Origin of the sequence: Desulfobacter postgatei 2ac9 (genome assembly GCF_000233695.2) — a bacterium.
Lineage (GTDB): Bacteria > Desulfobacterota > Desulfobacteria > Desulfobacterales > Desulfobacteraceae > Desulfobacter > Desulfobacter postgatei.
Genome location: NZ_CM001488.1, coordinates 594,695 through 606,429, shown reverse-complemented (window position 1 = coordinate 606,429; position 11,735 = coordinate 594,695). Strand labels below are relative to the sequence as shown.

Below are 11,735 nucleotides of genomic sequence, written 5' to 3'. Positions count from 1 at the left end.
GGAAACAAATGACCACAGTTCATGGACATAACCAGATTTTTCAGCAATCCGGTATTGCCCAGGATTTGGCCCAGCAGATTCAGTCCCCAAAACCGGATCCTGACCAGGCAGCCATACAACATCAAAATCACCAGGTGGTGGAAAATACAACTGTTCAGGAAAGCGAAGAAACACTCTCTTTGAAACAGGAAAAAGAAAAGCGACAAGAGGTGCTTAAAGCCAAACGTGCAAAAAAACAGCCTTCCAAAGATGACCTGCCGCCGGACCCCGATGGATCGGGCCGACTTTTAGATATCACGGTATGATGCTAAAGGTCCCCACCGAATTGCTTGTTTTACTTTCACTTATCATTGATCTGTTCTTAATCTTTCTGCTGCTTCTCTTTATCCGACGGGCCAACCGGCTTCAACGCAATCCCAAGCCGATACAGGGAACTGACCTTGGCGACATTGCCGCCCAGACCCGTGAAAAAGCCCAGGTTATGGCCAGGGAGGTTCTGACGGAAGCGTCTGAGATTATCGAACCTATTTTGGAAGCGTCAAAGAGTGCGGCCATGGAGTTTGAGCGGCTGGTACAGGAAAAACAGACACTGACCCGGAAACTTGATCAGTCCCTGGATTCAAAAATCATCAGCATCAATCTGCTTTTATCCCGGGCCAACACCCTATACAGCCAGCTTGAAAATCAGCATAAGTCCCTGCTGAATGCCCTGCCCAAGGGAGGATCTGCTTTTTTTCACAAAGAGACCGATCTCCTTGATCAACAGCAGCGGATCATAGATCTTTATTATCAGAAGATGGATGTTGACACCATTGCAGAAAGGCTTTCCATACCCAGAAGGGAGGTTTCGCTTGTCATTGACCTCAAAGAAAAGTTTATTGCAATGGAGAAGTCCAGATGATTCCCAGCCATCCCCTTACGTCCCTGATACTTAGCGGCAGCAGCCAGGAACACTCCAAACTGTCAGGTATCATGAATTTAAAGCCCGGCCAGATTGTCCCGGATTCAAACCCACGTCCAGAGGCGGATAACTCCTTTCAGAGGACCTTTTCCCAATCTTTTTCACTGGCAAAAATTTTCCAGGGATTGAGTGCGCTCAGCCAGACCCAGGAACCGATTCTGAGTGATATCCTTATGGAACTTTCCCTGAAATCCGATGTCCGGGATGATCAGTTCCTGTCCAAAGTAATAAAAAATATGGGCTTAGGCTTTGAAAAGAAACTCGCAACCGCTCTTGAAAAGGCCGGGGATAAAAAAACGGTTGCGCATGAGATCAAACAATTGGCGACCCAGGACTTAAAAGCTGCCTCTTTATCCCTTGCCGGCACAGAAGGTGATCCGGCAAAAGCCTCTGTATTGAAACATATTTCAGAGGCGTTGGATAATTTTGCCCAGTTAAATGTCAAATCAGGGGATAGTGGGCAAAGTCAGGATGGCGTACGATTTCTGATGCCCTTTCCTGTCTGGCGGGAAGGTGGTTTTGATTTCGGCCAGCTCATGATAGACATGGGAAAGAGAGGCACAGCAGATACAGAAAAAAAGATGCTCAGTATTTCCTTTTTATTGAACATGACCGCCCTTGGCCCCTTACGGGCAGATTTTTCCATTCTGGATAAAACCATTGCCGGCCGATTTTTATTGGAAAATCAGGCAAGCTGTGATTACCTTGCCCCAAGAATTTCAGAGTTGAGACAGCGTCTGGCAGGAATCGGATATCAGGCAGGAAATATCGACTGCCAAGTGGCCCGACCGGAACAAATTGCCCCGACCAGTTTAATGCTTTCCATGAAAACACCCGATCAGATTCCGGGTCTCAATATTGTGGTTTGACCATGACACCTAAAGACAAAAGAAAAAAAGCAGTTGCCCTGAAATATGACAGGCTTAAGGACGGAGCTCCGGAGGTCACCGCTAAGGGCCAGGGCAAGGTGGCTGAAAATATCATTGCCCTGGCACTGGCCCATGGCGTTCCGGTAAAGGACGATCCTGACCTGGTGGAGGTTCTGGCATCCCTTGACATCAGCCAGGAAATTCCGCCTGAAATATATGTGGCGGTGGCCGAACTTCTTGCTTTTGTTTATGGGGCCAATGCTAAAAAGCCCGAAAAAAAATCCTGATGTCGTCCAGAATCATTATTGTTCAAGCTTTTTACTGTCAATAAGCCGATTGCATTTATGACAGGCCATTTTATACTCCCAAAACAGTGGGAAAAAATTTCTGGGTGCGTCAAATCCGGCTGCCTCAGGTGTCGGCCTTTTGGCACATTATTTTTAAAATCAACTTGTTTCCCTTTAATTATAAGCTTTAAAAAATAATTTTTCCTGAAAAGAGCGTTGTTCAGAGTCTATAATTAATTGAAAAGAAATATGGCACTCCATTTGCATGGGGTGTGGATAAGGTGCGATTAAACCAATCAATGCCGTAGAAACACCGGCAAACCATGCAAAGGAGTAAACTGCCCTATGATTCTTGAAATGACGCGGCCGACCCAGGGCGGGTTAAGGCAGGAAAGAAAACTTGAAGCCGTCTCCAATAATCTGGCCAATGCCTCCACCATTGGGTTTAAAAAAGATTTCGTCAGTTTTGATAAAGCATTCAAGGCCCGGGTGGATCAGGACTTTACCCAGGGTGATGTTATAAAAACCGATAATCCCCTGGATGTGGCCTTAGGCCCCCAGGGCCTTTTCAAAGTGGAAACCCCGGACGGCATAAAATACACGCGAAACGGAAATTTTTCTTTGAGCAGCGAAGGCATTCTTGTGGATAAAAGCGGTAATCCTGTCATGGGTCAGGGCGGGGCGATCTTCATTGATACTGTCGACCCAAATACAAGTGTAAATATTGATGAATACGGGCAAATCTTTTTAAATAATGAAATTTTGGATACCCTTGATGTGGTCTCCTTTGAAAACATGAAAGGGCTTGAGAAAACCGGAGATAATCTGTTTGTCTATACCGGAGATACAGCAGATGAAATTCCCCCTGAAAATGTCAGGGTTGAAGCCGGCTCCCTTGAGCAGGCCAATGTTCAGGTCGTAGAAGAAATGGCTAAAATGATTGATTATCAGCGGATGTTTGAAACTTACACCAAGTCCATGAAGACATTTGATGAAATTGATTCAAAGGCAATAAATGACGTAGGGCTGTTTACATAAAGGAGTAAACTTATGATACGGGCACTTTGGTCGGCAGCTACAGGAATGATGGCCCAGGATACGCAGATTGGCGTTACCGCCAATAACCTGGCCAACTCTTCCACCACCGGGTTTAAAAAATCCCGGGCAGCATTTGAGGATTTAATGTATATGACCCAGCGGGTCGCAGGACAGACAACCCCCGGCGGGGGACAGGTGCCTACCGGAATTCAGGTGGGTATGGGCGTGAATACGGCAGGTGTTCAAAAAATATTTACCCAGGGAGATTATGTCCAGACTGATAATCAGCTGGACTTTGCCATTCAGGGAGAGGGATTTTTCAGGGTCCTGCACGGGGACGAGGATATGTATACCCGGGCCGGGGATTTTTCCCTGGACAGCGAGGGGTACGTTACCTCCCAGGCAGGGGACCGTCTTCAGCCCGAGATATCCATCCCTTCGGAGGCTGTTACGATTACCCTGGACAACGACGGGACCCTGACCGTATTTGCCGACGATGATACCATTCTGGCCACAGAGCAGGTGCTTGTAACCACCTTTGTGAATCCCGCCGGACTATATGCCGTAGGCGGCAACCTGTTCAGGGAAACCGAAGGTTCGGGCACCCCCCAGGAAAATACGCCGGGGGAAAACGGGGCCGGAACCGTGTTGAACTACTATATTGAAAGTTCCAACGTAGATGTTGTAGAGGAGATGGTCAGTCTGATTTCAGGCCAGCGCACCTATGAGGCCAATTCAAAATCCATCACCACCGCCGATAGTATGCTGGCAACGGCGGTCCAGTTAAAATCTTAAAAAAACATTGAATGGATACCGCCATGAATACCTCCACGATTTATAAAAAATTTTTGATGGCAGTGTCCTGTCTGGCCTGCATGTTTGCTTTCAGTCTGCCGGTCTTGGCCACCCCGCCGGGGAAAATTATTATTGAGGTTGCCCGGACAGCAGAAGTGATAAGCCCTGTCATATATTTAGGAGAGATCGCAAAGATAACAGCCCCTGATTTTTTCAAAGAAGAACTGACCCGCATTGATCTTGGGAAATCACCCGGGGCCGGACGGATGAAACAGCTTTCAGGTGAAAGGGTTACAGCCGCCATAACCGCCATGGGCCTTAATGACAATGATATTAATATACAGGTGCCTAAACGGGTGTTTGTCAAACGCGCCGGTCAGGACCTTGACCCGTCGTACGTGGAAAAGGAGCTTGAACAGTTTTTATCCGGCTTTTTGCCAAAGGATAAATTCAAGTTAACGGCCTTCAGTGTCCGGGGGATTGAACCCTATCCCAAGGGCAATTTATCCCTGGTGTTTGATAAACGATATACACCTTCAGACAATGGCCGCCTGTCCGTTCATGCCGAAGTTTGGGTGGACGGCGTCAAACAAGACCGATTGACCGTCACAGGGCGTCTCTCACAGATGAAGCCTGTCGTTGTAGCGGCAACGCGCCTGGAAAGGGGACAGACCATTACCCCGGCTGATGTCACCCTGCGTGACATGGACCTATTCGGACAGCAGCCGGATGTAATGACTTCGGTTGAGCAGGTCAACGGTATGGTGACAACCCGGACCATTGACAAAGGAGAATGCGTGACCAGGGGTGAATTCAAACAGGCGCCGTCCATTGAAAAAGGCGCTGTGGTAAAACTGGTGGCCCAAAAAAATCGTTTATCCATTGTTACGTTAGGAATCAGTAAGGAGGACGGCTATCCGGGCCAGCCTGTGACAGTGCAAAATTTAACATCGGGAAAAGTGGTGCGCGGCATTGTTAGGGCAGACGGCACCGTGGAAGTCGTTTTTTAGCCAGGAGGCTTGGTATGCAGTCCATTCATAAACAAATAATACGTGGGGGAGTCGCATTGTTGCTGACGCTTATGGCAGGGACGTTTACCGGTTGTATGTCCGGTCGCGGGGAGTCGGCCTTAAGCGTTGTGCCCCAGGACACAATACCTGCACCTGCCGTGCAACCTGAATACACCATGGCAAAGCCTGTGGAAGGCTCTCTTTGGACGGCGCAGAACAGATTCCTGCTGGATGACACCAAGGCGGCTTATGTCGGGGATACGGTGATCGTGGATATTGTCGAAAACGCCTCTTCGGAAATGGAGGTAAATTCCGAGGGTGGGCGGACAACCAGTATGTCGGTGGGAGTGCCTACATTGAATGCATTCGGAAAAGTAACGCATCTTGGCGGCGGTTCTGATGGAGGCAACCTCATTGACACCAGTTTTGAAAATTCCACCAAAGGGGAGGCCGCAAGTGACCGGTCAGGTCAGGTAACCGCCTCTATTGCGGCCCGGGTTACGGAGGTAATGCCCAACGGCAACTTGAGCATTTTCGGACGCAGGGCCATGAAAGTGGATAATGAGGTTCAGTACATCATGGTCTCAGGAATTGTCAGACCCGAGGACATTGATTCGGACAATCGGGTGGAATCCACCTCGTTAGCGGACTCTCGCATTGAGTACTACGGCAGAGGGGCCCTGGCCGACAAACAGAAACCGGGCTGGGGTACGCGGATAATTGATAATATTTGGCCCTGGTAAGCCTTGGGGGATAAAGGAGTGGGCATCATGAACAATCTGTTGAAAAAAATAACCATCGGTATAGGGGCCGTGCTGTGTCTGCTTTCCCTCTCAGAGCCCGCCATGGCCACCCGAATCAAGGACATGGCCGCCATCCAGGGGGTCCGTTCCAATCAGCTCACCGGATACGGTCTGGTGGTGGGGCTTAACGGCACAGGAGATAAGAACAATATTCTATTCACCCGCCAATCTTTGACCAATATGCTTAAAAAAATGAATCTTCATTTTAACAAAAACCAGATCAAGGTCAAGAATGTGGCCGCCGTCATGGCCACGGCAAATATTCCGCCCTTTGCCCGGATCGGGGACCGCATCGACATCACGGTTTCGTCGTTAGGTGATGCCACAAGCCTTAAGGGCGGAACCCTTTTAATGATGCCCATGAAAGGGGTTAACGGTAACGTTTATGCCATTGCCCAGGGTGCAGTAAGTCTTGCGATACCCGCCGGTGTGAACGACCGGAGCAGTCATCTTCTCACGGCCCGGATTATCAACGGGGCCACAGTGGAGCGCGAGATCCCATTTCGTCTGGAAGGAAAAGAACAATTGACGTTATCCCTGTTCCGGCCGGATTTCACCACGGCCCGGCGGGTGGGCGATACCATCAATGCCGCTTTAGGGGAAGGGATTGCAAAGATTATTGATGCCGGTTCCATCCGTCTGAACGTGCCCGAATCCATGCAGCAGGAACATGTAGCCGAGTTTATTGCCGATGTGGAAGGGCTCTCTGTGGTTCCGGATACCGTTGCCAAGGTTGTGATCAATGAAAAAACCGGTACGGTGGTTATCGGCAGTGAGGTGACCATTTCAAATGTGGCCGTGGCCCATGGAGATCTGAACGTGACGATCCAGGGACAAAACCCCCAGTATATTATGGAACTACCCGGCACCTCCACCATCGGAGAACTGGTTAATGGACTGAACTCTTTAGGGGTCCAGCCCAGGGACCTGATCAGTATTCTGGAAAGTATTAAGGCGGCCGGGGCGCTACAGGCCAGTCTGGAGATACTTTAGACTTATTAGAGGGGAAAAATTATGGCTATTCAAATGCCTGGGGTTATGACGCCTGTTACAGATACCCAGGATACGACCAATACGACCCGGCAGATCGAGCGTGAAAAAGATCTTGAAAAAGCCTGCCAGGGGTTTGAGGCTTTAATGCTCAATACCTTGATGCAGCGTATGCGGGACACCCTGCCCGGAGACAGTCTTTTCCCCGAAAGCAATGCCTCTGACGTCTACCAGTCCCTACATGACCAGTTTCTTACGCAAAATTTATCCCAGGGTCGTCGTGTGACCGGCTTCAAAGAATTTTTATACCAGCAGCTTCAGGACTCAGTTTGACAGCCTGTTGAAACATTTTGATTGTATTGGATCATGGCATAATAGTTGCTTTTTTTTAAATCCGCACAAAACGAAAAACGGAAAATATTTCCTTGTTTTACGGATTGAAAATATTCTTAACTATTCAATATCGTAGTTGATAGAAACAAGATAAGGAGAAGGGATATGAAAAAAGCTGCCGATAGTATCCAAACGCTGCTTAAGGAAAAACTTGCCTGCTACCAGCAGCTGAACCTGGTATTAAAGGCTGAAAAAAAGGCTATCGGAACCGTTGACATTGGCATGATATGGGAAACAACCAGAGCAAAAAAAGATCTTATCGGCAAAATCGAAGAATTGCGAAACAATATTCTTGTTGCCTGCCAAAATCATTTTCCCGGCATGGATAAAAAAACGGATACCTTTTCCCTGGGCGCACTGGTACATGCTCTGCCGCTGCCCAACAAAAACAAAATCGAGATAAGACAGCTCAAACGAACCATTGATAAAGAAAAAGAGATCGTGGCCCATTTTATAAAATCCAATCGCGTTCAGGTTAAAAAGCATCTGTCTGTTGTGGATAACATTATGGCGCTAATCGGAAACAACCCTGCTCAGGCCCGATACACCGGCAAGGGGATGGTGACCCAGGGAAAAAAGAACAGCTGTCTGTTCATGGCCCAGGTGTAGCACGACCTGCGGGAACAAAGGTTGACTCTGACGTTGCATATGATTATAACAATGGTACGTTCGGCGATGAATTTAAGAGTCAATTGGGGCGGTCTGTAAGTCCTTTTTGAATTCAACGGCTAAAAATATTAATGTCAGCCTGATGGATTATTTGTTAAGCCTATGCTTATTCTAACACGAAAAGTTGGTGAGAGTATCGTCATTGCTAATGATATCATCGTAAAGGTGGTTGAAACCGGCAAAAACAGCATTCGGTTAGGTATTGATGCGCCCCGGGAAATATCGGTCCTGCGACAGGAGGTATTTGACGCCATTCAAAAGGAGAATATCCTTTCCTCCCAGGGGACAACAGATAATATTGATATTGCAAAGGCAGCCAAACTGATAGGTAATAAGGACAAGGAGTCTGAATAAAAGGTAATGAAGATTAATACAAGGCAATTGGGTGAAGTGAATATTGATGATGATAAAATCATCAATATGCCGGAGGGTATCCCCGGATTCAGGCAGCAGAAACGATATGTTGTTCTTGAAAAAAAGGAAACCTCTCCTTTTTATCTGTTTCAATGCGTGGATGACCCGAATCTGGGCTTTGTGATCATGGACCCCCTTCGTTTCTATCCAGAGTACACACTCTCTGTTAAGGATTTTGATAAGACGATTAAATGGGAATTTGGAAAGGAAGAGCTATCCTGTTTTGTTATTATCACTATTCCCCAGGGCAAGCCTGAAGATATGACGGCGAATTTTATGGCGCCCATTGTGATTAACAATGAACGAAAAGAAGGGATGCAACTGATCCTCCAGGGCAGTCCCTACTCACACCAGCAACCGCTTTTGAAATAAAAAAATCAAATTAAACATTCGTACTGAAAAGAAGGCCGCTTAAGTCCTGCATTTTTTCACGAAGCTCAAGAAGTTCTTCTGCAGGGAACTGCTTGATCACTTCATCGGTTTCTTTGTCCATAATTTTGACCACCACATCCTCGGTGCCGTCGTCGATGGTAAAATTCAGCCTGGTCTGAACAGTGTTGGCGAACGCTTCAAGGGCTTCGACCATCTCTTCGACATCTTTTCTGGTCAGTTTGGCCTGATTGCCGGAAGTTTCACTCTTTTGTTCAGAAGTCCGGCTTTCAGCGCGCTTAATATTTGCCGAAGAAGATGTACTCTGCTTTAATTCGGACAGCGTATTACTGTTTGCACTTACTGTCTTGGCAGTAGCTTCCTGACCCCGAATGCCGGGTTCAGGTCTATCTGTATTGGTTATTGAACTTCCTGTTACATTCATATTTTTTACCTTCCTAAGGTAAACAATTCCTATCGGCTGATGCTGATAAGTCTTGAAATGCCCTTTGACCTCGGCCGGCTCTCCAGGGTTGCTTTCCCGTGCTTGAGATGTTTAAAACTTTTTTCCAATTGGTTTTTATGCCTTTGTATCTCAACCCCGATGTTTTCGTCAACCATTTAGTATCGGTAAAAATCGGTAATACTTTATACATAATTCTGATGATTTTTTTTTACCTTTCCCACAGGGGCAAGGTATATCGCAAACTCTTCTTCACCATCAAGACCGAGCAGTTCATCTAATTCTTCCTGATCGTAAGCGGCAATCGCACAGGTCCCGGCATCAATCGTTTCACAGGCAAGGTATAGATTCTGGCAAACATGGCCTGCATCCAGAGCAATGACCTTATGCGCTGCCAAACCATACCGCCATTCCATTCTATACGGTATGGCAGACCAGATGAACGTAACAGCCGATTTGCCCGGATAGGACTGGTTAAGGGAAGCAATGATCATTTTTTCTGACAGCAGGTCATCCTTGAATTCAAATACGAGTTGATGGGAAAGGGGTAAATATCTGTAAACGCCTGGCTCAATGTCATCCACATTAAAAACGGCAAGATAAGTTTCAATAGCATGACGACAGCCGGCGGACGGCACATTCCTGTATGCATGTCCGTGAAATCTTTTTCCCCTGACACCCTGGGTACACCACAACAGGTAAGCCAGCTCTTCTAATGTCAGGCTTTGATTCAAATAAACCCGATGACTCTTTCTGTTGCCTATGGCATGCGTGAGATCTGTCTGGGAAATCCTATTCCATTCATCAGGACCAGGAAGATCTATTAATATTGCGCCCTCAGAATATGGTTTTTCAATGGGAGGGACTGGAACGCCCAGGTTTTGGTCGGTAAATTTGAAAGGAATTGTTTTACGAATACTATCTTTGAGAAAGTATCGATACTTTTTGAATTTGTCATCCTTCATGATTTCCCCTGAAAAAGTGGTTTTGTTCAAAAGAGGTTTTAAAATCATATTTTTCGTTTCGGCTGGTTATCATTCGCCAGCAACTCATCCAAAACAAAAAAACACCACCTCAAAAATCTTCATCTGTCTGCTGCTTCAGTTCCTCCAGGGCTTTGCGTAATTTTTGATTTTCAGAGATCATATTTCGCATTTTCGTAAAAGTGCGCATGATCTGGATGTTTACCTGAATTGCCCGGTCACTTCGCAATACACTGGAAAGCATGGCAACACCTTGTTCCGTGAATACCATAGGCGGATATCTTAAACGCCTCTGATCAAAAGTGGGGGTTGCAATCCGTGACCTTAAATCTGCAAATTCCTCTTTTGACAATTCAAACATAAAATCATTGGGAAAACGGTTCATATTTCTTCTGACAGCCTGTTTTAAGCGCTTTGTTTCAACTCTATAAAGGGCTGCAAGATCCCGGTCTAACATCACCTGAACGCCTCGGATAAGATAAATTTTTTCTGTAATTTGTTCAGTGGTAACAAGTTCTATTTCAGCCACCTTATCTCCTGTCTTAATACCACAGGCTATGATATTAAAAAATCCCCCAGCGCTTCAGCGCCATCGCCTTCATTACCCTGCGTTGAGCCAGATGCAAAGCAGCTTCCCTGGGGAGGATGTTCTTTTGTTTGGCCTCCTCCAGCATAGTGCGGGTATTGGCGGTGATTTTATCGCGGATGTTTTCCATGGCTGTTGCCTGGGATCCTCCGTGATATTCCACCGCAGCGCAGATGACGCCGCCGGCATTGGCGATGAAATCGGGCAGGTTCAGCACCCCCTTGGCATGCAGATACTGCTCTGCTTCAGGGGTCAGCGGGATGTTGGCCCCTTGCGCAACCAACTTTGTTTTCAGGCGATGAACGTTGTCCTTATTCAGGATGTCGGGTCGGGCGGCAGGCACCCAGATGTCACAGTCAAGGTCAATCACCTCTTCGCTCTCAAGTTTCTTACCCCGTGGATAGTCCAACACCGAGCCTCCGCCCGTCTTGATCCGGACCAGTTCCTCCACATCAATACCGTTCGGGTCATGGATGGTTGCCCTGGAATCGGCCACCCCTACCAGGATAACGCCTTTTTGTGAGAGAAAACGGGCAGCATGGCTGCCCACCGCGCCAAAACCCTGTATCACAAGACGCGCGCCGGCAAGGGAAAAATTGCAGTACTCGATCGCAACCTCTATGGCCTGCTGAACACCGAACCCGGTGGCACCGATCACGTCCAGAGGAATGCCGCCCAACTCAAAGGGCAACCCCACGGAACGGCCGATTTCATCCTTGACCCAGGCCATGCATTCCTCATTGGTGCCCATATCCGGACCGAAAATATAATCCTTCTCATTACGAAGGGCATGGGCAAAGGCACGAATCAACAGTTCCTTTTTTCCCGGATCCATTTGCGGGTCACCGCAAAGCACGGACTTGCCCCCGCCATGGGGAAGTCCCGCTGCCGCGTTCTTCAAGGTCATAGCCCTGGCCAGACGGGCACATTCGACCGTGCTTACATCCGCCGCCATGCGCAGTCCTCCAATGGAGGGGCCGGTGGCGACATTGTCTACCACAAGTACCCCTTTAAGGCCAAGGTGCGGCTGATAAACATGAATAACCTTAGCGGGTCCTAAACTGTCACCCAATGCAAAAATGTCTTCCACAGCAGTCTTGCCTCC

At 47.7% G+C, this 11,735-nt stretch carries 17 protein-coding genes; 13 read left to right on the top strand and 4 right to left on the bottom strand.

Going from position 1 to position 11,735, the window contains the following annotated elements:
• Positions 1-8: 8 nt before the first annotated feature.
• The 13 genes from DESPODRAFT_RS02830 (at position 9) to fliW (ending at position 8,601) form a co-directional block, all read left to right on the top strand.
• The gene (locus DESPODRAFT_RS02830) at positions 9-305 is read left to right on the top strand and encodes a hypothetical protein (protein ID WP_004071174.1); all 297 of its coding nucleotides are present in this window, start codon (positions 9-11) and stop codon (positions 303-305) included.
• Complete coding sequence (locus tag DESPODRAFT_RS02825) at positions 302-901, top strand: hypothetical protein (RefSeq protein ID WP_004071173.1); 600 nt, start codon at positions 302-304, stop codon at positions 899-901. The genes DESPODRAFT_RS02830 and DESPODRAFT_RS02825 overlap by 4 nt, the downstream gene beginning before the upstream one ends.
• Complete coding sequence (gene fliK, locus DESPODRAFT_RS02820) at positions 898-1,830, top strand: flagellar hook-length control protein FliK (protein ID WP_004071172.1); 933 nt, start codon at positions 898-900, stop codon at positions 1,828-1,830. Before DESPODRAFT_RS02825 ends, fliK begins: the two co-directional genes overlap by 4 nt.
• Before the next feature lie 2 nt (positions 1,831-1,832).
• The gene (locus tag DESPODRAFT_RS02815; protein ID WP_004071171.1) at positions 1,833-2,117 is read left to right on the top strand and encodes an EscU/YscU/HrcU family type III secretion system export apparatus switch protein; all 285 of its coding nucleotides are present in this window, start codon (positions 1,833-1,835) and stop codon (positions 2,115-2,117) included.
• A gap of 345 nt (positions 2,118-2,462) precedes the next feature.
• Positions 2,463-3,155, top strand: coding sequence for a flagellar hook-basal body protein (locus tag DESPODRAFT_RS02810; protein ID WP_004071170.1), 693 nt, complete (start codon positions 2,463-2,465; stop codon positions 3,153-3,155).
• A 12-nt stretch (positions 3,156-3,167) separates the two neighbouring features.
• A complete protein-coding gene (gene flgG / locus DESPODRAFT_RS02805; RefSeq protein WP_004071169.1) occupies positions 3,168-3,950 on the top strand; it encodes a flagellar basal-body rod protein FlgG in 783 nt (260 codons plus the stop codon).
• A gap of 23 nt (positions 3,951-3,973) precedes the next feature.
• Complete coding sequence (flgA, locus tag DESPODRAFT_RS02800; RefSeq protein WP_004071168.1) at positions 3,974-4,960, top strand: flagellar basal body P-ring formation chaperone FlgA; 987 nt, start codon at positions 3,974-3,976, stop codon at positions 4,958-4,960.
• Positions 4,961-4,974: 14 nt separating this feature from the next.
• Positions 4,975-5,703 (top strand): flagellar basal body L-ring protein FlgH, encoded by a 729-nt coding sequence (locus DESPODRAFT_RS02795; protein ID WP_004071167.1) that lies wholly within the window; start codon positions 4,975-4,977, stop codon positions 5,701-5,703.
• Between the two features lie 27 nt (positions 5,704-5,730).
• Positions 5,731-6,756 (top strand): flagellar basal body P-ring protein FlgI, encoded by a 1,026-nt coding sequence (locus DESPODRAFT_RS02790; protein ID WP_004071166.1) that lies wholly within the window; start codon positions 5,731-5,733, stop codon positions 6,754-6,756.
• Positions 6,757-6,777: 21 nt separating this feature from the next.
• Positions 6,778-7,086, top strand: coding sequence for a rod-binding protein (locus tag DESPODRAFT_RS02785; protein WP_004071165.1), 309 nt, complete (start codon positions 6,778-6,780; stop codon positions 7,084-7,086).
• A 165-nt stretch (positions 7,087-7,251) separates the two neighbouring features.
• Entirely contained in the window at positions 7,252-7,755 is a 504-nt protein-coding gene (gene flgN / locus DESPODRAFT_RS02780) for a flagellar export chaperone FlgN (protein WP_004071164.1), read from the top strand.
• Between the two features lie 162 nt (positions 7,756-7,917).
• Positions 7,918-8,169 (top strand): carbon storage regulator CsrA, encoded by a 252-nt coding sequence (gene csrA / locus DESPODRAFT_RS02775; RefSeq protein WP_004071163.1) that lies wholly within the window; start codon positions 7,918-7,920, stop codon positions 8,167-8,169.
• A gap of 6 nt (positions 8,170-8,175) precedes the next feature.
• Complete coding sequence (gene fliW, locus DESPODRAFT_RS02770; protein ID WP_004071162.1) at positions 8,176-8,601, top strand: flagellar assembly protein FliW; 426 nt, start codon at positions 8,176-8,178, stop codon at positions 8,599-8,601.
• Between the two features lie 10 nt (positions 8,602-8,611).
• On the opposite strand, the gene DESPODRAFT_RS02765 is transcribed toward fliW, so the two are convergent.
• The 4 genes from DESPODRAFT_RS02765 to DESPODRAFT_RS02750 all read right to left on the bottom strand — a co-directional run bounded on the left by DESPODRAFT_RS02765 (position 8,612) and on the right by DESPODRAFT_RS02750 (position 11,720).
• The gene (locus DESPODRAFT_RS02765) at positions 8,612-9,043 is read right to left on the bottom strand and encodes a flagellar protein FlaG (RefSeq protein ID WP_004071161.1); all 432 of its coding nucleotides are present in this window, start codon (positions 9,041-9,043) and stop codon (positions 8,612-8,614) included.
• A 203-nt stretch (positions 9,044-9,246) separates the two neighbouring features.
• Positions 9,247-10,026, bottom strand: a complete 780-nt coding sequence (locus DESPODRAFT_RS02760) for a SagB/ThcOx family dehydrogenase (protein ID WP_004071160.1) — start codon at positions 10,024-10,026, stop codon at positions 9,247-9,249.
• A gap of 109 nt (positions 10,027-10,135) precedes the next feature.
• A complete protein-coding gene (locus DESPODRAFT_RS02755; RefSeq protein ID WP_004071159.1) occupies positions 10,136-10,573 on the bottom strand; it encodes an ORF6N domain-containing protein in 438 nt (145 codons plus the stop codon).
• Between the two features lie 34 nt (positions 10,574-10,607).
• Positions 10,608-11,720 carry a Glu/Leu/Phe/Val family dehydrogenase gene (locus tag DESPODRAFT_RS02750; protein ID WP_004071158.1) on the bottom strand — a complete coding sequence of 371 codons (1,113 nt, stop codon included), beginning with the start codon at positions 11,718-11,720 and terminating at the stop codon, positions 10,608-10,610.
• Between the last annotated feature and the right edge of the window lie 15 nt (positions 11,721-11,735).